The sequence below is a fragment of the Saccharopolyspora terrae genome (assembly GCF_004348435.1).
Taxonomy (GTDB): domain Bacteria; phylum Actinomycetota; class Actinomycetes; order Mycobacteriales; family Pseudonocardiaceae; genus Saccharopolyspora; species Saccharopolyspora endophytica.
This window is the reverse complement of sequence record NZ_SMKS01000007.1, coordinates 58,287-76,968: the sequence shown is the minus strand read 5'-3', so window position 1 is coordinate 76,968 and position 18,682 is coordinate 58,287. Positions and strand designations below refer to the sequence as shown.

16 protein-coding genes are annotated in these 18,682 nt (G+C 70.5%); 10 read left to right on the top strand and 6 right to left on the bottom strand.

Annotated features, from left to right (window positions below; all coding sequences use genetic code 11):
* The first annotated feature begins 388 nt into the window (after positions 1–388).
* The 4 genes from E1181_RS07075 (at position 389) to E1181_RS07060 (ending at position 6,363) form a co-directional block, all read left to right on the top strand.
* Positions 389–2,854, top strand: coding sequence for a GcvT family protein (locus tag E1181_RS07075; protein ID WP_132673141.1), 2,466 nt, complete (start codon positions 389–391; stop codon positions 2,852–2,854).
* 136 nt (positions 2,855–2,990) lie between these two features.
* Positions 2,991–4,346, top strand: a complete 1,356-nt coding sequence (locus E1181_RS07070) for an L-serine ammonia-lyase (protein WP_132673140.1) — start codon at positions 2,991–2,993, stop codon at positions 4,344–4,346.
* A gap of 10 nt (positions 4,347–4,356) precedes the next feature.
* Positions 4,357–5,193, top strand: a complete 837-nt coding sequence (purU, locus tag E1181_RS07065) for a formyltetrahydrofolate deformylase (RefSeq protein ID WP_132673139.1) — start codon at positions 4,357–4,359, stop codon at positions 5,191–5,193.
* A 30-nt stretch (positions 5,194–5,223) separates the two neighbouring features.
* A complete protein-coding gene (locus tag E1181_RS07060; RefSeq protein ID WP_132673138.1) occupies positions 5,224–6,363 on the top strand; it encodes an aromatic ring-hydroxylating oxygenase subunit alpha in 1,140 nt (379 codons plus the stop codon).
* Positions 6,364–6,524: 161 nt separating this feature from the next.
* Here E1181_RS07060 and E1181_RS07055 read toward each other — a convergent pair whose 3' ends face one another.
* The gene (locus E1181_RS07055; protein ID WP_328590855.1) at positions 6,525–7,907 is read right to left on the bottom strand and encodes an MFS transporter; all 1,383 of its coding nucleotides are present in this window, start codon (positions 7,905–7,907) and stop codon (positions 6,525–6,527) included.
* 374 nt (positions 7,908–8,281) lie between these two features.
* Here E1181_RS07055 and E1181_RS07050 point away from each other — a divergent pair, with 374 nt between their 5' ends.
* Complete coding sequence (locus tag E1181_RS07050) at positions 8,282–8,617, top strand: bifunctional 3-phenylpropionate/cinnamic acid dioxygenase ferredoxin subunit (protein ID WP_132673136.1); 336 nt, start codon at positions 8,282–8,284, stop codon at positions 8,615–8,617.
* Positions 8,617–9,789 carry an NAD(P)/FAD-dependent oxidoreductase gene (locus E1181_RS07045; RefSeq protein WP_132673135.1) on the top strand — a complete coding sequence of 391 codons (1,173 nt, stop codon included), beginning with the start codon at positions 8,617–8,619 and terminating at the stop codon, positions 9,787–9,789. The genes E1181_RS07050 and E1181_RS07045 overlap by 1 nt, the downstream gene beginning before the upstream one ends.
* A gap of 188 nt (positions 9,790–9,977) precedes the next feature.
* Here the strand turns inward: E1181_RS07045 and E1181_RS07040 are convergent, their stop codons facing one another.
* Together E1181_RS07040 and E1181_RS07035 are read right to left on the bottom strand one after the other, a co-directional pair.
* Entirely contained in the window at positions 9,978–10,640 is a 663-nt protein-coding gene (locus E1181_RS07040; protein ID WP_132673219.1) for a GntR family transcriptional regulator, read from the bottom strand.
* Between the two features lie 186 nt (positions 10,641–10,826).
* Complete coding sequence (locus E1181_RS07035; RefSeq protein WP_132673134.1) at positions 10,827–11,420, bottom strand: TetR/AcrR family transcriptional regulator; 594 nt, start codon at positions 11,418–11,420, stop codon at positions 10,827–10,829.
* A gap of 131 nt (positions 11,421–11,551) precedes the next feature.
* Here E1181_RS07035 and E1181_RS07030 point away from each other — a divergent pair, with 131 nt between their 5' ends.
* Positions 11,552–12,745, top strand: coding sequence for an NADH:flavin oxidoreductase (locus tag E1181_RS07030; RefSeq protein ID WP_132673133.1), 1,194 nt, complete (start codon positions 11,552–11,554; stop codon positions 12,743–12,745).
* A gap of 107 nt (positions 12,746–12,852) precedes the next feature.
* Here E1181_RS07030 and E1181_RS07025 read toward each other — a convergent pair whose 3' ends face one another.
* Positions 12,853–13,653 carry a crotonase/enoyl-CoA hydratase family protein gene (locus tag E1181_RS07025; protein WP_132673132.1) on the bottom strand — a complete coding sequence of 267 codons (801 nt, stop codon included), beginning with the start codon at positions 13,651–13,653 and terminating at the stop codon, positions 12,853–12,855.
* A 152-nt stretch (positions 13,654–13,805) separates the two neighbouring features.
* On the opposite strand from E1181_RS07025, the gene E1181_RS07020 reads away from it, so the two are divergent.
* From E1181_RS07020 to E1181_RS07010, 3 genes are read left to right on the top strand one after another with little or no spacing between them, the layout of a single operon-like run.
* Positions 13,806–14,924 (top strand): acyl-CoA dehydrogenase family protein, encoded by a 1,119-nt coding sequence (locus E1181_RS07020; protein ID WP_207922039.1) that lies wholly within the window; start codon positions 13,806–13,808, stop codon positions 14,922–14,924.
* Positions 14,924–16,000: an acyl-CoA dehydrogenase family protein gene (locus E1181_RS07015; RefSeq protein ID WP_132673131.1), complete on the top strand. Its 1,077-nt coding sequence runs from the start codon at positions 14,924–14,926 to the stop codon at positions 15,998–16,000. Before E1181_RS07020 ends, E1181_RS07015 begins: the two co-directional genes overlap by 1 nt.
* The gene (locus E1181_RS07010) at positions 15,997–17,211 is read left to right on the top strand and encodes a CaiB/BaiF CoA transferase family protein (protein WP_132673130.1); all 1,215 of its coding nucleotides are present in this window, start codon (positions 15,997–15,999) and stop codon (positions 17,209–17,211) included. The genes E1181_RS07015 and E1181_RS07010 overlap by 4 nt, the downstream gene beginning before the upstream one ends.
* Here the strand turns inward: E1181_RS07010 and E1181_RS07005 are convergent.
* Both E1181_RS07005 and E1181_RS07000 read right to left on the bottom strand, forming a co-directional pair.
* Positions 17,195–17,803, bottom strand: a complete 609-nt coding sequence (locus E1181_RS07005; RefSeq protein ID WP_132673129.1) for a class I SAM-dependent methyltransferase — start codon at positions 17,801–17,803, stop codon at positions 17,195–17,197. The two genes, E1181_RS07010 and E1181_RS07005, sit on opposite strands and share 17 nt — an antisense overlap.
* A gap of 34 nt (positions 17,804–17,837) precedes the next feature.
* Positions 17,838–18,677 (bottom strand): PaaX family transcriptional regulator, encoded by an 840-nt coding sequence (locus E1181_RS07000; protein WP_235876541.1) that lies wholly within the window; start codon positions 18,675–18,677, stop codon positions 17,838–17,840.
* Between the last annotated feature and the right edge of the window lie 5 nt (positions 18,678–18,682).

Below are 18,682 nucleotides of genomic sequence, written 5' to 3'. Positions count from 1 at the left end.
GCGGTGAGCGAGTGCTCGACAGGGGGAGAGGCACTTATGGACAACTGACATATCAGATGGATACCAAAGGTAGCAGCACGTGCCGCGTGGTCAAGGGCTGAAGCCCGGTCGGGCTGGAGAGTGTGGCGTTGGCGCTGGTGGGAGCGCTCGGAAGGGCGGGTGCGCGGGGTGCGGGTCGTGCCCGTCGGTGGAATTTCGGCGCCGCGTGTTGACCGCGCCACCGAGGACGCTTATTTTTGATGTGCAGTTGATATATCAGTCCTCAGTCAGAGGGCGTCGATCACCTCCGCGCGGCTCCACTCGGTGCCGGAAAAGCTCCTCGCAACGCATCCCGCCTCGTCGCAGGCGGAGTCTCCCCAGCTTCACATCCGCTCGTTAGGAGACCACCATGAGCACGACCCCTCGCGTCGTCATCATCGGAGCCGGGATCGTCGGCGCGAACCTGGCCGACGAGCTCACGAGTCGCGGGTGGAACCAGGTCACCGTCGTCGACCAGGGGCCGTTGCCGCTCACCGGCGGCTCGACCTCCCACGCGCCCGGCCTCGTCTACCAGACCGGCCCGTCGAAGACGATGACCGAGTTCGCCACCTACACCGTCGAGAAGCTGCAAGGCCTCGACGACGACGGCGACCGCTGCTTCAACCAGGTCGGCGGCCTGGAGATCGCCACCACCCCCGAACGGCTCGCCGACCTGCACCGCAAGCAGGGATGGGCCACCTCCTGGGGCGTTCCCGGCGAGGTCATCGGACCCGACGAGTGCGCGAAGCTGCACCCGCTGCTCGACGCCGAGAAGGTCCTCGGCGGGTTCCACACGCCCACCGACGGGCTCGCCAAGGCCGCCCGCGCCGTCGTCGCGCTCGCCCGGCGCTCGGTGGCGCGGGGAGCTCGCTTCCGGGGCGCGGTGACGGTCACCGGGATCAACCACAGCCACGGCCGGGTCACCGGCGTCGAGACCGACCACGGCGAGATCCCCGCCGACATCGTGGTGTCCTGCGCCGGTTTCTGGGGTCAGGCCATCGGCGAGATGGTCGGCATGACCGTGCCGCTGCTGCCCATGGCGCACCAGTACGCCAAGACCGACCCGCTGCCCGAACTCGCCGGGCGCAACGACGAGCGCACCGAGGCCAACCTGCCGATCCTGCGCCACCAGGACCGCGACCTCTACTACCGCGAGCACGTCGACCGCCTCGGCATCGGGACCTACGCCCACCGCCCGATTCCGGTGCGGCTGAGCGACCTCCCGCAGGACGAGGAGACCTCGGAGCGGGCGATGCCGTCGATGCTGCCGTTCACCGAGGAGGACTTCGCCCCCTCCTGGGAGCACAGCAAGCGGCTGCTGCCCGCGCTGGAGACCGCCAAGATCGACACCGGCTTCAACGGCGTCTTCTCCTTCACCCCCGACGGCGGACCGCTCGTCGGTGAATCCCCCGACGTGCAGGGGTTCTGGATCGCCGAGGCCGTGTGGGTCACGCACTCCGCCGGTGTCGCGCGATCCGTGGCGCAGCTGCTGGTCGACGGCCGCAGCGAGGTCGAGCTGCACGGCTGCGACGTGCACCGCTTCGACGAGCTGGAGACCGCTCCCGACTACGTCGAGGAGACCTCCTCGCGCAACTTCGTGGAGATCTACGACGTCAAGCACCCGCTGCAGCCGAAGTTCTCGCCGCGCGAGCTGCGGGTCAGCCCGTTCCACGCGCGCCAGAAGGAACTCGGCGCGGTGTTCCTCGAAGCCCACGGCTGGGAGCGCCCGCACTGGTTCGAGGCCAACGCTCCGCTGGTCAAGGACCTGCCGATGGAGTGGCAGCCGCCCGCGCGGGATGCCTGGTCGGCGATGTACCACAGCCCCGTCGCCGCGGTGGAGGCGTGGAAGACCCGCACCGCCGTCGCGCTCTACGACATGACCTCGCTCAAGCGCCTGGAGGTCAGCGGGCCCGGCGCGCTGGCGTTCCTCGACCGGCTCACCACCAACAAGGTGGACAAGTCGGTCGGCTCGGTGACCTACACGCTGATGCTCGACGAGGCCGGCGGCGTGCGCAGCGATCTCACCGTCGCGAGGCTGGGGGAGCAGCTGTTCCAGGTCGGCGCCAACGGCAACCTCGACCACGAGCACCTGCGGCGCAACCTGCCCGACGACGGGAGCGTGGTCCTGCGCGACATCACCGGCGGCACCTGCTGCATCGGCGCGTGGGGGCCGCTGGCGCGCGACCTGGTGCAGCCGCTGAGCCGCGACGACCTGTCGCACGAGGGGCTGAAGTTCTTCCGCTGCAAGCAGATCCGCATCGCCGGGATCCCGGTGACCGCCATGCGGGTGTCCTACGTCGGCGAGCTGGGCTGGGAGCTCTACACCAGCGCCGAGTACGGCCAGCGGCTGTGGGACGTGCTCTTCGAAGCCGGCCGGGACCTGGGAGTGGTGGCCGCCGGGCGGGCCGCGTTCAACAGCCTCCGGCTGGAGAAGGGCTACCGCGCCTGGGGAGCGGACATGACCACCGAGCACAACCCCTACGAGGCCGGTGTCGGGTTCGCCGTCCGGCCGCAGAAGGGCGAGTTCGTGGGCCGCGACGCCCTCGCGCGCCTCGAACCCGACGCGGTGACGCGGCGCCTGTCGTGCCTGACCATCGACGACGGACGCAGCGTGGTCCTGGGTTCCGAACCCGTCTTCGTCGACGGGGTGCCGTCGGGCTACGTCACCTCGGCGGCCTTCGCGCACACCCTCGGAGTGCCCATCGCCTACGCCTGGCTCCCGGCGACGGCGGTGCCCGGAACCCGCGTCCGGATCAAGTACTTCGACCGCATGGTCGACGCCGCGGTCGCGGCCGAGCCCCTGGTGGACCCCGACATGCACCGCATCCGCCGCTGAACCCCCGGCAGCAAGGGCTGTTCTGGTCCGAACCGCCCGTGATCGATGTCCGCGTCGCCCGGGCACTTCGGACCAGCACCGCCACCTGCCGGGCATCGAGCACTTCGCTCCGCCCCCAACCGATCAGGAGCACTGCATGAGCCTGTCCGTCTTCGACTTGTTCAAGGTCGGCATCGGGCCGTCGAGTTCGCACACGGTCGGCCCGATGCGAGCGGCGTTCCGGTTCGTCGACCACCTGCGCCGGACCGGGGCGCTGACCCGCACGACCCGGGTGAGCTGCGAGCTGTTCGGCTCGCTGGGCGCGACCGGGCACGGGCACGGCAGCGTGAAGGCCGTCGTGCTCGGGCTGGCCGGGGAGCAACCGCACCTGGTCGACCCGGTCGCCGTCGAACCGCAGGTGCTCGCGGTGCGCGAGGAGCACCGCATCAGCCTCGGCGGCGAGCACAAGATCACCTTCGACGTGGACGCCGACATCGTGCTGCACCGCGGTGAACGGCTCGACTTCCACACCAACGGCATGGCCTTCGAGGCCTTCGACGACGGCGGAGCCCGGCTCGTGCGCCGCGAGTACTACTCCGTCGGCGGCGGATTCGTGCTCGACGAGGACGAGACCGATCGCCCGGCGCTCGTCGAGGACGCCGCGCCGGTCGCCCACCCGTTCTGCACCGGCGCCGAACTGCTCGTCCGCGCAGCGGAGACCGGTGGGCGCATCAGCGACGTGGTCCTGGCCAACGAGGCGAGCTGGCGCCCGGAGAGCGAGACCCGCGAGCACCTGCTGCACATCTGGCAGGTGATGCGGGAGTGCGTCGAGCAGGGCGTGCGCACCGGCGGCGTCCTGCCCGGCGGGCTCGAAGTCCGCCGCCGCGCCAGGGATCTGCACGCCCGCCTCGACGAGGACGCCGACCCCATGGAGTGGGTGACCCTCTACGCCCTGGCGGTCAACGAGGAGAACGCGGCGGGCGGCCGGGTGGTGACCGCCCCGACCAACGGCGCCGCCGGGATCGTCCCGGCGGTGCTGCACTACGCCCACCGCTTCCTGCCGGTCTTCGACGACGACGCGGCGGTCCGCTTCCTGCTCACCGCGGGGGCGGTCGGCGCGCTGTTCAAGGAGAACGCCTCCATCTCCGGTGCCGAGGTCGGATGCCAGGGCGAGGTCGGTTCGGCCTGCTCGATGGCCGCCGCCGGACTCGCCGAGCTGCTGGGCGGAACGCCGGAGCAGGTGGAGAACGCCGCCGAGATCGGCATCGAGCACAACCTCGGGCTGACCTGCGACCCGATCGGCGGACTCGTGCAGATCCCGTGCATCGAGCGCAACGCGGTCGCGGCGATCAAGGCGATCACCGCCGCGCGGATGGCGCTGCGCGGCGACGGCAAGCACCACGTCTCGCTGGACAAGGCCATCAAGACGATGCGCGACACCGGAGCCGACATGAAGGACGAGTACAAGGAGACCGCTCTCGGCGGCCTCGCGCTCAACATCGTGGAATGCTGAGGAGAACCCCGTGACATTCACCCTCACCCTGAGCTGCCAGAACCGCACCGGCATCGTCCAGGCCGTCAGCTCGTTCCTGTTCCAGCACGGGTGCGACATCGGCGAGTACCGCCAGTTCGACGACGCCGTGCGCGGACGCCTGTTCCTGCGGGTGCAGGCCAGCGGCGACGCCGACCTCGACGAGCTCGAGCGCGGGTTCGAGCCGGTGGCAACGGAATTCGGCATGGACTACGCGTTCCACTCGGCGCGTCCGGCCCGCGTGCTGGTGATGGTCTCCAAGCTCGGGCACTGCCTCAACGACCTGATCTACCGCTGGCGCGCGGGCGCGTTGGGCGCCGAGATCGTCGCCGTGGTCTCCAACCACGAGGACCTGCGCCCGATGGCCGAGGCAGCCGGCCTGCCGTTCCACCACGTGCCGGTCACGCCGGAGACCAAGCCCGAGTCCGAGGCGCGGCTGCTGCGGTTGGTCGACGACCACGCCGCGGACCTGGTCGTGCTCGCCCGCTACATGCAGGTGCTCTCCGACCAGACCTGCAAGGCGCTGCACGGCAGGGCGATCAACATCCACCACTCGTTCCTACCCGGTTTCAAGGGCGCCAAGCCCTACCACCAGGCGTACGACCGGGGCGTCAAGCTCGTCGGCGCCACGGCGCACTACGTCACCCCGGACCTCGACGAGGGACCGATCATCGAGCAGGAGGTCATCCGCATCGACCACACCCACGACCCGAGATCCCTGCAAACCGTGGGCCGCGACGCCGAAGCGCTCGCGCTGTCCCGCGCGGTGCGGTGGTACTGCGAGCACCGCGTCCTGCTCAACGGCAACAGCACCGTTGTGTTCCCCTGAACCCACTTCAGCGCTGAGGAGCCTGTGCCCATGACCACCGGTGAGCTTCCCACCACCGAGTCCCAGCTGCCCGAGAGCCTGCGCGAGACGCTGCCGGGGCACTACTACACCGAGCCGGGGATCTTCCGCCTGGAACAGGCGACGATCTTCGAGGCCGGCTGGTTCTGCGCGGTGCGCAGCGCCGACCTGGCCAAGCCGGGCCAGTTCGAGACCGTCCAGATCGGCCGGGAGAGCGTGCTGGTCACCCGCAACCGCAGCGGCGCCGTCAAGGCGCACCTCAACGTGTGCCGGCACCGAGGCGCGCGGCTGTGCACCGAGGAGTCCGGCGAGGTGCGCCGGTCCTTCCAATGCCCCTACCACGCCTGGACGTACTCCTTCGACGGCGAGCTGATCGCCGCGCCGAACCTCAACGCCATGGACGACGTCGACCGCACCGAGTACGGCCTGCGCGGAGTGCACGTGCGGGAATGGCTCGGGTACGTGTGGCTGTGCCTGGCCGAGGAACCGCCGTCGTTCGACGACACCGTCATCGGCGACGTCACCAACCGCCTCGGCACGCCGGACGCGATCGTCGGCTACCAGGTCGCCGACCTCAAGCTCGGCAGGCGCATCGAATACGACGTGAAGGCGAACTGGAAGCAGATCGTCGAGAACTTCATGGAGTGCTACCACTGCGCCACGATCCACCCGGAGCTCACCGAGGTCCTGCCGGAGTTCGCCGACGGCCTGGCCGCGCAGTACTTCGTGGGTCACGGCGCCGAGTTCGGCGAGGACATCGAGGGGTTCACCGTGGACGGCTCGGCCGGGCTGGCGAAGCTGCCCGGCGTCAACGAGGAGCAGGACCGCCGCTACTACGCCATCACCGTCCGGCCGCAGGTGTTCATCAACCTCGTGCCCGACCACGTCGTCTTCCACCGGATGTTCCCGCTGGCGCCCGACCGCACGCTGGTGCGCTGCGACTGGCTGTACCTGCCCGAGGTCGTCGACTCGGGTGCCGACATCGACCGCTCGGTGGAGCTGTTCCACCGGGTCAACCAGCAGGACTTCGACGCCTGCGAGCGCTGCCAGCTGGCCATGGACTCCCGCTCCTACGCCTCCGGCGGCGTGCTGGTGCCCAGTGAGCACCACATCGCCGAGTTCCACGACTGGGTCCGCGAACGCACCGGCTGACCGCGGCTGAGGAGGTGGCCTCGCACCGGACGGGTGCGAGGCCACTTCTGCGCGTTCCAGGACCTCGGCCGACGCCGCGGTACCTGATCACGGCGGTAATCCGGGCGTTGTTGTCCTTCTGGTGACCAGTCCGCGCCGGCGCCGCCGAGCGGAAGGTCGTTCTAGCGCGGTAGTTCCAGCGGCACGCCGTCTTCGGACAGCGGCGGGGGTGGTAGCTCGGCGCTGGAGGTCAGCGGCGCGGCTCCGTCCAGCGGCTTGCCCGCGTGCTCGCGCAGGAAGTGCGTGGCGACGATCCCGATGAGGCCGGCACCGATCAGGTAGTAGCCCGGCCAGTCCAGGTTGCCGGTCGCGGTGACGGCGGCCTCGATGATCGTCGGTGCGGTGCCGGCGAACAACGACACCGACAGGTTGAAGATGACCGCGAGGCTGCTGTAGCGGATCATCGTGGGGAACAGCGCGGGCAGCGTCGACGGTGAGACCGCCGCGAAGCACATCAGGCACAACCCGATGATGAGCAGCCCGAGCGCTTGACCACCTGTTCCGGCGCGAAGCAGCCACACGGCGGGCAGCCCGAGCAGCACCAGGGCGACGCTTCCGGTCATCAGCACGGGTTTGCGGCCGATGCGATCGCTGAGCCTGCCCACGCCGACGATGGCGCACAGCATCACCACCATGACCGCGACCTGCATGCCCGTCGCGACCGCGTTGCTGGTGTCGCCCTCGCCGTGGCGGGGGAGCGTGCTGGTCAGGTAGGTCGGGACGTAGTTGGTGAGCACGTAGTTGGTGACGTTCCACGCCACGACGATCCCGGCGGCCACCAGCGCGGGAGTCCGGTAGTGGCGCAGCACGATCTGCCCCGCGCGCCGCGTCGTCATCGTGGCCAGCACCGGCGAGCGCTCCATGAGCTGCCGGAACGCCGGCGTGTCCTCCAGGCGGATGCGCAGGTAGAGCCCGATGAGCCCGAGCGGCAGCGCGAGCATGAAGGGCACCCGCCAGCCCCACGTCAGCAGCGCGTCCGGCGGCAGCAGGGCGACCACCGCGCCGCAGGTGCCCGCGCCGAGCGCGTAGCCTGTCAGCGTGCTGAACTCCAGCCAGCTGCCGAAGAAGCCGCGGCGGCGGTCCGGCGCGTACTCGGCGATCAGCGTCAGCGCCCCGGTGTACTCGCCGCCCGCGGAGAAGCCCTGCAGCATCCGCACGAGCAGCACGAGGACGGGCGCCAGCAGGCCGGCCGCGCCGTAGTCGGGGAGGAGTCCCAGCAGCACCGTGGCCGCCGCCATTATCAGCACCGTGGCGGACAGGACCTTGGTGCGCCCGAAGCGGTCGCCGAGACGCCCGAAGACGAAGCCGCCCAGCGGGCGCATCACGAACGCGGCGGCGAACGCGCCGAGCGTGTACACCGCGGCCCACGGGCCGAAGTCGGCGAAGAAGACCTGGTCGAGCACCCCGGCGGCCAGGTAGGAGTAGATCCCGAAGTCGTACCACTCGGCGACGTTGCCGACCGAGGCGGCCGCGACCGCGCGGTGGACCGTGCGTTCCTCCTGCACGACAGGCGGTCTCAGACCTCGCCGAGGCCGTCTGGGGCGGTCGGTCATGGGTCCCCCGGGTGCGACGCGGTGCGCTGGATGCCGCCACCGGAGTGGCGACGTCGCGGTTGTGGCCGCGACCCACTACTGATATATCTGTTGGCGAGAAGGTATCCCCTCGGCATCGCCGAAGCAACACCTCAACCCCCCATCACCCGTCCACGAGGTCGTGACGCGGCAGCGCGCGGCCTCGCGATCGAGCGCGCCCGGGGGTCGGAAACCCTTGATAAATCCCTGTTTCGGGCGAAAATCTCCCATTGACGAGCGGGCGGCGGGCCCCCATCCTGTTGTTGCGCATAGCACGCGGTGTTCCGCTATCTGCAACAGGAGGCGTAATGATCTTGGTTGGTGAGCTGCTCGACCTGCCGCCGGGGGAGTCGGTCCGCGTGCATGGCGACGTGGCGATCGCGGTGTTCAACGTCGACGGGGAGCTCTACGCGATCGATGACACCTGCTCGCACCAGGACGCGTCGCTGTCCGACGGGTGGTTGGAGGGCTGCGCGGTCGAATGTCCGCTGCACGCGGCCTGTTTCGACCTCCGAACCGGAATGCCCAGCGGCCCGCCCGCCAAGAAGCCGGTCCGCACGCACGCCGTCACGGTCGAGGACGGGATGGTCTACGTGCACGAGTCGACTCGCGTCGGCAGCACCGTCGCGGAGGAGGTCGGTTGATGCGCCACATCACGGTCGTCGGCGCGTCCCTGGCCGGGCTCTCGGCGGTCCGCGCGCTGCGCGAGCAGGGTTTCGAAGGCGAGATCGCGGTGGTCGGCGACGAGCCGCACCGCCCCTACGACCGGCCGCCGCTGTCCAAGGAGTTCCTGGCGGGGGCGATCGACGAGGACGACATCCGGCTCACCGACTCCGATGACGACGAGCTCGACGTGGACTGGCGGCTCGGGCAGCCCGCGGGCGCGCTCGACACGGCCGGTCGCGCGGTCGTGCTCGCCGACGGAACCCGCATCGGCACCGACGGCGTCGTGCTGGCCACCGGTGCGCGGGCGCGGCAGCTGCCCGGAATGCAGCTCCAGGGCGTGCACACCCTGCGGACCCTGGACGACGCGCGGGCGCTGCGCGCGGAGCTGTTCGCGGGAGCCCGGCTGGTGGTGGTCGGCGCCGGGTTCATCGGCGCCGAGGTCGCCTCGACGGCGGTCGCGCTCGGGTGCGAGGTCGACGTCGTCGACAACGGCCCGGTTCCGCTGCGACGAGCCCTGGGCGCCGACATGGGTGAGGTGTGCGCTCGGCTGCACGCCCGCAACGGCGTCCGGGTGCACCCGCTGTCCGGCGTCGCCGAGCTGCTGGGCGAGTCCCGCGTGACCGGGGTGCGGCTGTCCGACGGGCGGGAGCTGCCCGCGGACGTGGTCGTGGTCGGCATCGGGGCCGAGCCGAACACCGAATGGCTCGCCGGGTCCGGGCTCGACGTCGACCACGGCGTCAGCACCGACGCGCGCGGCCGGACCGGGGTGCCCGAGGTCGTGGCAGCGGGCGACTGCGCGCACTCCTACCGCGACTACACCGCGCGTCCGATGCGGCTGGAGCACTGGACCAACGCGCTGCAGCAACCGGCTGCCGCGGTGGCGGCGCTGCTCGGCCGGGAGCACTCGGCGCCCGCGCACCACGCGGTTCCCTACTTCTGGTCCGACCAGTACGGGCACAAGATCCAGTTCGCCGGCCACCGCACCGAGGACTGCGCCGTTCAGATCGAGGAGGGCGACCCCGAATCCGGCGACTTCCTGGCCCTCTACCTCGACGCGGCGGAAGAGCCCGTCGGAGTGCTCGCGGTCGATCGCGCCCGGCCCTTCGGCCAATGGCGCCGCAAGCTCGCGCAGCGCCTGTCGTCCGGTTGAGCGATGAGGCGGTAGCCGCTGTTCCAGGTGTGGGACTCAGCCGGCACCGCCGCGGGTTCTGAGCGGCTTCGCGGCGAATGCGCCGGGACGCCGTGTATGGGACATGCACAAGTCGTGGCGCACGGAGTCCACGAAGCCGCTCAGTTCCGCCACCTGCACCGCCAAGCAGAGCAATCGCTCAACAGCTCTCACACCAGGGAGCGCATCGCCTTGTCGAAGTTGAGGACGTGCTCCCTGGCCAGCTGTTCCGCCTTGTCCGGCTTGCGCGATCCGATGGCTCGCAGCAGCGCCGAGTGCTCCATGACGTGGCTGTCGAAGTCCTGCATGCGGTCCAGGAAGACGCAGAAGATCCGCGTTGCGAGGTTGTCGTAGCGGATGAGGGTGTCCTCGAGGTGCGGGTTGCCCGCGGCGTGATAGATCGTGCGGTGCACGTGCAGGTCCCAGCGCATGACCTCGTCGCGCGCCATCGAGCGGAAGTCCATGCCGTCGAGCTGGTCGACGAGGCCGCCGATCTCCTCCAGGTCGGCGTCCACGGCGATCTCCGCGGCTCGCCGGGCGGCCAGCGGTTCGAGGTGCACGCGCAGGTCGGAGATGTAGGCCAGATCGGTGATGTCCACGGCCGTGGCGAAGGTTCCCCGGCGCGGGTAGGACACGACCAGCCGGTCGATCTCCAGGCGCTTGAGCGCCTCGCGCACAGGGGTGCGGCCGATCTCCAGCGAGCGCGCCAGCGCCGCGTCGTCGATGGCCGTCATCGGCGGGATGTCCAGCATGATCAGCCGGTCTCTGATCGCCAGGTAGGCCTTCTCCGCCATGGACAGGTTGCCCGGGTGCTCCTCGCTCGCAGCAGTCATCATCGCCCCGACTTCATCAGAACAGAGTTCTGACACATCGAATTCTGGTACATCAGTAGTATAGCAGAAAGCATTCCGGCATCATTCGAAGCTTTTGGAGTGTGCGGTGAAATCATTCTGAATTGTGATTTCCACGGCGCCGGACTTGCGATTCACGCGAATCGATCCGGATTCGCCGGTGCGGCTTCACGGCGCGGGGATCGACAACCAGGCGAGGGCTTCGTCCGCCGCCGCGGCCGCGCGCTCGTGGGAGCCGCTCTCGCTCCAGGCGACCAGGGCGGCGAAGGTGGCCGCCTGGTACCCGCTGGCCAGGGCGGTGGCGGCGGCGGGGGTGATGCCGGGGACGCGGTGCTCGATGAAGCGGGCGAGTTCGGCGATCCAGGGCTGGTAGGCGGTGGGGGCGGTGCCTGCGATCTCGGGTTCGGCGCACACGACCCGGATCCAGTCGGGGCCTGCGGGTGTCATCGGATCGTCCGAAATGGACGCGACGATCGCGCGGCGGACGGCGTCGCTGACGGGAGCGTCCGCGGGGGTGTCGCCGAGCGCGTCGCGCAGTCGGCGGGTGGCGACGGGTACGCCGATCCAGGCGATGTCGGACTTGCGCGCGAAGTGCCGGACGAGGGTGCGGACGCTGACGCCGGTGGCCTCGGCGATGTCCTTCCAGCCCACGTCGTCGTAGCCGCGCTCGGTCCAGAGCCGGAAGGTCTCGGTGGCGATGGCGGCGCGGTCGAGCACGGTCGGGCGGCCGCGCTGCGGTGCGGAGGCGTCGCTGTTGCTCACCTCGCCGACGATAGTCGACCGAGGTCCCCGCGCTGGTCAACCGCCGGGCAGAAGTTTTTGGCGGGATGCGCCAAAATGCTGGTAGGGTGCCGATCGCAACGCGGGACTTCCGACGAGGTGAGGACGTAGCGATGCGCGAGAAGGTCATGCCCGACGTGCTCGCCCCGGCGGTGCTGGGGCCGTTGCGGCTGCGCAACCGGGTGCTCAAAGCCGCGACCTACGAGAAGAGGGCCCGTCGCGGACTGGTCACCGACGAGCTGATCGACTTCCACGTGCGGCACGCGGCCGGTGGTGTCGGCATGACCACGGTCGCCTACTGCGCGGTTTCACCCGAGGGGCGCACCGACGGGCACCAGATCGTCTGGCGCGACGAGGCCGTCCCGGGCCTGCGGCGGTTGACCGAAGCCGTGCACGCCGAGGGCGCTGCGATCTCCGCGCAGGTCGGCCACTCCGGGCCGGTCGCCGACTCCACCAAGACGAAGCTGCCCGCGCTCGGGCCGAGCAGGTCGCTGAGCCTGCAATCGCTGCGCCCGGTCAAGGCCGCGACGCCGACCGACATCGACCGGGTCGTCCAGGCGCACGGCGAAGCCGCGAAGATGGCCGTGGCAGCCGGTTTCGACGCCGTCGAGATCCACTTGGGACACAACTACCTGGCGAGCTCGTTCCTCAGCCCCAAGCTCAACAAGCGCACCGACTCCTACGGCGGAAGCCTCGCGAACCGGGCCCGGTTCGCGCTGCGGATCATGCGCGCGGTCCGTGAAGCGGTCGGCGACCGGATCGCGATCCTGGCCAAGCTGAACATGGATGACGGTGTGCCCGGCGGGTTCTGGCTGGACGAGGCGATCGCGGTGGCGCAGTGGCTGGAGGCCGAGGGCACCGTCGACGCGCTGGAGATGACGGCGGGCAGTTCGCTGCTCAACCCGATGTACCTGTTCAAGGGCGACGCACCGGTGCGCGAGTTCGCCTCGGTGATGCGCGAACCCATCCGCACCGGCGTGAAGCTGGTCGGCAGCAGGTTCCTGCGCGAATACCCCTACCAGGACGGCTACCTGCTGGACGACGCCCGGCAGATCCGCGCGGCGGTGGACCTGCCGATGGTGCTGCTCGGAGGCGTCACCAACCGGCAGATCATGGACACGGCCATGCGGGAGGGCTTCCAGTTCGTGGCGATGGGCCGGGCCCTCCTCCGCGAACCCGACCTGATCAACCGCATCGCCGCGGACTCCGGCACCCGGTCCCTGTGCAACCACAACAACCGCTGCATGGTCACCATCTTCACCGGCTCCCGCTGCGTCCTGACCCCGGAGAACCCACCCCAACCCTGATTTCAGTGGAACCCGCGAACCGGATTTCAGTGGAACTTGGGGGCCGGGCTTCAGTGGAAGTCGGGACCGGAGTTCCACTGAAATCCGGTTCGCCGCCGGCGTGGCGGTCAGCGGCCCTCGAAGTTGCCCGGGCGCTTGTCGAGCACGGCGTTCATGGCTTCGGCGTGGTCGGCGGTGTGGTGGGAGAGGGCCTGCATGGTGGCCGAGAGCTCCAAGACGCGGCGCAGGTCGTTGGTGCGGGACTCCTTGAGGAGGCGCTTGGCCATCCTGGTGGCGTGCGGCGGGTTCTTGGCGATCCGCGCTGCCAGCGCGCGAGCTTCGTCGAGCAGCTGCTCCGGTTCGACGACGTGCGCGACCATGCCCCATTCGAGAGCCTTCGCAGCCGTGACGCGGTCGCCGGTGAGCGCCATCTCCGCCGCGCGCTGCGGGCCGATGGCCTGGGTGAGGAACCAGGCCCCGCCGTCGCCGGGGATGATGCCCAGCTGCACGAAGGACTCGGCGAACCAAGCGTTGGTGGAGGCCACCCGCAGGTCGCACATCATGGCCAGATCGCATCCGGCTCCGACGGCGGGCCCGTTGACGGCGGCCACCATCGGGACCTCGCACTCGGACAGCGCCAGCGGGATCCGCTGGATGCCGTCGCGGTAGCCGTTGCGCATCTCCCACGGGCTTCCGCTGAACATGCCGGCCTTCTCCCGCATGTCGTTGACGTTGCCGCCGGCGGAGAACGCCTTGCCCGCTCCGGTGAGCACCACGCACCGCACGTCGAGGTCCTGCTGCACCCGCCGCGCGTTGTCCTCGAACGCCTCGATCAGGTCCCCGCCGGAGATCGGGTTGCGCTGATCGGGCAGGTTGATCGTCCAGGTCTCCACGTGATCGGCGCGCTCGACCAGCAGCACATCGGACATGAGAAGCGTTCCTCCAAAGCAGCCGGGCCTGACTCGGCGACACCCTACGTGCACGTGCGCCACCAGGTCATCGGCAAGGCCCGTTGACCTGGGACGTGCGTGCCGGTTACGTGGTGTGCGCAACCGTTCCGGATCCAGTGCAGGAGTGGTCGATGCCGTCGTTGATGCCGCCGCCCGTTCGCGAGGACCAGGAGCTGGACGCGGTGCGCCGGGAGGTGCGGGGTTTCCTCGTCGAGCAGGTCGCCGCGGGCGTGTTCGAGCCGACCGTGGACAGCTGGTTGAGCGGGTGGGACGTGCGTTTCACGCGCGCGCTCGCCGAGCGGGGATGGCTGGGCATGACCGTGCCCACCGAGTACGGCGGCCACGGCAGGACGTTCCTGGAGCGGTTCGTGGTCACCGAGGAGCTGCTGGCCGCCGGTGCGCCGGTCGCCGCGCACTGGATCTCCGACCGGCAGGTCGCGCCGAACCTGCTGCGCTTCGGCAACGAGCGGCTCAAGCGGGAGTACCTGCCGCGCATCGTGACCGGTGAGATGTTCTTCGCGATCGGGATGAGCGAGCCGGATTCGGGCTCCGACCTGGCCAGCGTGCGCACGCGGGCGGAACGGATCGACGGCGGCTGGCGGGTGCGCGGCACCAAGCTCTGGACGTCCGGTGCGCACGTCGCGGACGCCTTCATCGCGCTCGTCCGCACCTCCCCGCAGGAGGAGGACCGCCACGGTGGGCTGAGCCAGCTGCTGGTGCGGCTGGACTCCCCGGACGTGGAGATCCGGCCGGTCATCTCGGCGAACGGATCGCACCACTTCAACGAGGTCCACCTCGACGAGGTCGTGGTGCCCGACGATCACGTCGTGGGGGAGATCGGGGCGGGCTGGCACCAGGTCACCTCGGAGCTGGCGTTCGAGCGCTCCGGGCCGGAGCGGTTCCTGTCGACCTACCAGCTGGCGAAATCCCTGGTGGCGAGCCTGGAACCGGCCGAAGCGGGCAGGATCACCGGCAGGCTGGCGGGACTGCACCAGATGTCGCTGTCCATCGCCGCCGCGCTCCAGCGCGGAGACCGGCCGGACGTTCCGGCAGCGCTGGTGAAGGTGCTCGGAACCGTCCTCGAAGGCGACATCGCCGAGCTGGCCGACCTCGAGACTTCGTCCGGTGAGACCGGCGACGTCGCCGCGCTGACCCGTCGCGCCGTGCAGCAGCGGCCCGGGTTCACGTTGCGCGGCGGGACGAACGAGATCCTGCGAGGCGTCGTCGCACGCGGATTGGGGATGCGCTGATGACCACCGTCGACCCTGAGCTGCGCGACGTGCTGCGCGAGGTCCTCGCCGGCGATCTCCACGACCGGCTCGACCAGACCACCGGCGGCGTCGCCTTCGACGCGGAGCTGTGGGAACGCTTGAGCCGACTCGGTTTCACCGCCCTGACCGCCCCGGAGCAGCAGGGCGGCTCAGGTGCGGGCTGGCTCGAAGCAGCAGCCCTGTTGAGCGAAAGCGCGGCAGCAGCACGACATCTCCCGTTCGCCGAGAGCGACCTGCTGGCCCACTGGCTCCTCCGCACCGCCGGATCTCCCGCGGACGACCCGGCAACGCCGCTGACCCTGGCGATCGTCGAACCCGACGGAACAGCCCGCGCGGTCCCGTGGCTGGACCAAGTCCCCGCGGTCCTCCTCTTCCGCCGCCCCAACGGCACCTACGCCGTAGCCGAAACCCCCTCCCCAACCCCGGATTACTCCCGTAATCCGGTACCTGATTACGGGAGTAATCCGGGTGCCCGGTCCGGGTTGCCTCGGGGGGAAATGCGGGAGGTTGAGGAACCTCCTGGGGTTGTGGAGGTGGGTGCGGGGGTTCTGGACGAGTTGGTGTTGCGGGGGGCTTTGGCCCGGGCGGTGCAGGTCGTGGGGGCGTTGGACGCGGTGGTTCGGCTGTGCGTGGAGCACAGCCGGACTCGGGTGCAGTTCGGGCGTCCGATCGCGAAGTTCCAGGCCGTGCAGCACCTGGTGGCCGATGCCGCCGCCGAAGCGGCGCTGGCGCGGGCTGCGGTGGACGCGGCCGTGCTGGATGCCGCCGAGACCGGTGCGCTCTCGGCGGTCAAGGTCGCGGCGGCGCGGTCCTGCGCCGGTCACGCGGTGTCGGTCGTGGTGCGCAACGCCCACCAGGTCCACGGCGCGATCGGCACGACCCAGGAGCACCCGTTGCAGCTGTTCACGCTGCCCGCGCTCGACTGGCGAGGCGAGTTCGGCACCACCCGCGACTGGGACCGCTTCCTCGGCGAGACCACGAGGACCTCGTCGCTGTGGGACGTCGTCCTCGGCGGCTCGGCCGACACGCCCGCCCTCCCGGGAGGTCACCGATGAGCGGCGAACTCCTGGCCGGAGTGCGGGTCCTCGACCTGTCCACGGTGTTCATGGGGCCTTACGCGGCGCAGGTCCTCGCCGAGTGGGGCGCCGACGTCGTCAAGGTCGAATCCCTGCGCGGCGACCAGGTGCGGGGCGTCGGGGACACCTCGGGAGCCGGGGCGGGGCCGATCTTCGTCAACGCCAACCGGGGCAAGCGCTCCCTCGCCGTCGATCTCAAGAGCGACGACGCCCGCGACGTGCTGCACGCGCTGGTGCGCGACGCCGACGTGCTGCTGCACAACATCCGCCCGCCGGCGGCGGCCCGGCTCGGACTCACCTGGGACGACCTGCGCGAGGTCAACCCGGCGCTGGTGCTGTGCGCGTTCCGCGGCTACGGCAGGCACGGCCCGCACGCCGACCGGCCCGCCTACGACGACGTGATCCAGGCGGCCTCCGGCATCGCCGACGCCCAGGCCGCCGCGGGCGGTGAGCCGGAGTACTGGCGCTCGGCCGCGTCCGACAAGGTGATGGGCCTCTACGGCGCAGCGGCCACCTGCGCCGCCCTCCGCGCTCGCGAGATCGACGGTGCCGGCCGCTCGGTGGAGGTCCCGATGTTCGAGGGGATGGCGTCGTTCATGCTGCTCGACCGGCAGGGCGGCTGGCTCACCGACCCGCCGTCAGGTCCCACCGGCTACCCGAGGACCGACTCCGCGCACCGGCGCCCGTACGCCACCGCGGACGGTCACCTGGCCGTCATGATGTACGCCGACAAGCACTGGATCGCGTTCTTCGACCTGGTCGGCCGCCCGGAGCTCGCCGACGACCCCCGCTTCCACGACATCGGGGCCCGCACGACCCACATCGACGAGCTCTACGCGCTGCTGGCCGAGGAGATGGTCCACCGCACCTCGGCGGAGTGGAGCGCGGCGTTCGAACGCGCCGACATCCCGCACGGGCCGGTCAACTCGATCGAAGACCTCTTCGCGGATCCGCAGCTGGTGGCGACCGACTTCTTCCAGACCGTCGATCAGCCGGGCGTGGGCCCGGTCCGGCTGGCCCGGCGACCGATCGACTTCGGAACGCCCCCGCCACCACCGCGACCGGCCCCGCTGCTGGGCCAGCACTCCCGAGAGGTCCTGGCGGAAGCCGGGATCGCCGACGAGGACGTGCAACGCCTCGTCGACGCGGGAGTGCTCGGCACCACCGACGAGATCACTCGGCCGGGCTGAGGATCGCGACGAGGAAGTCCGAGTCCGCGCGGCGCGGACGCAGGTCCCAGGTGGCCAGGACGAGGTCCTGGGTGAGCCCGGCGGCCTCCACGTCGGCGAAGAACTCGTCGGGTTCGTACCCGCGTCCGGTCCCGAACCCGATGGCCACCCGGCCCCGCGGCGCCAGGTGCTCGCGGAACCGCTGCAGCACGGTGCGACGCGTGCTCGGGGCGAGGAAGGTCATCACGTTCCCGGCGCACACGATCACGTCGAACGGTTCGCTGATGCCGTGCGCGGCGAGATCGAGTTCTGCGAGGTCGTCGACGATCCAGCGCGGCCCCGGGTGGTCCTCCTCGGCGGCCTTGATCAGCGCCGCGTCGACGTCCACCCCGACCACGTCGTGACCGGCCGCCGCGAGAGCACCGGCGACCCGGCCCGGACCGCATCCGGCGTCGAGGATGCGCGAGCCGCGCGCGGCCATCGAGTCGATCAGCCGAGCCTCACCCGCGAGGTCCTCACCGGCCTCGGCCAGACCGCGCATCCGACCGATGTACCAGGCGGAATGTCCCGGGTCAGCCGCCACCTTCTGCATCCACACGCTCTGCTCGACCATGCCCCCATTGTGCAGCGCCCCAGCGGCGCGGGACTCACGGCCTGGCGGGTCGGATCTGCTCGATCGCCTGCTCGGCCAGGGGAGAGGCGGTCGTGTCGTAGTGGCGGGCGAGATCGCGGAAGAGGCCTTCCGCGCGGATGGCGGGCCAGTCGGCGTCGAGGTGTTCGGCCGGCAGGTGCGGGTCCTGGCGGACCAGTTGCAACCAGTCGGTGTGCAGCACGAGCTGTCGCGCCAGGTCGTCCGGGGCGGAGGGCAGCGGGGACGGGGTGTCCCAGCGCGCGAGGAAGGCGCGGTAGCGCTCGGCGATGGCGTCGATGTCGAACGCCTTGCGGGCCAGGTCCGCGGCCTCCGTCGGCTTCGCCCGCTGCGCGGTGAACACCGTGACGTTGTCGTTGAGCCCGAGCTCGTCGACGATCCGGACGACGTCGGTCTCGCCCGGTGCGATCCACAGGCCGTTCTGCAGCGGGCCGAACCCCGCCCAGATCAGCTTGGAGCGGAGGTCGTGGCGGTCGCTGCGCCGGGAGTCGGGCAGCGAGAAGGCCACGAGCGTCCAGGTGCCGTCCCAGTCGCGGTTGACCGCTCCGGTGTGCCAAATCCGCCGCTCGCCGTCCTCGAGGACCTGGCCGGCGTGCTCGGTGAGTCCGAAGTAGACGCGGCGGCCCTGGCGGTGGCGGGTCAGCAGCCCGCGCTTGGCCATGCGGCTCAGCGTCGAGCGCACCGCCTCCTCCGAGACGTCGATCCGGTCGAAGACGTCGATGACGCTGCCCGAGTAGACCGCCGTGCCGCGGCCGAGCACGTGCAGGCCCAGGAAGCTGAGCATCAGCGACTGCGGCCGGGCCGAGTAGGTCAGCGCGTCATCGGCGGAGGTGGTCACGTGAC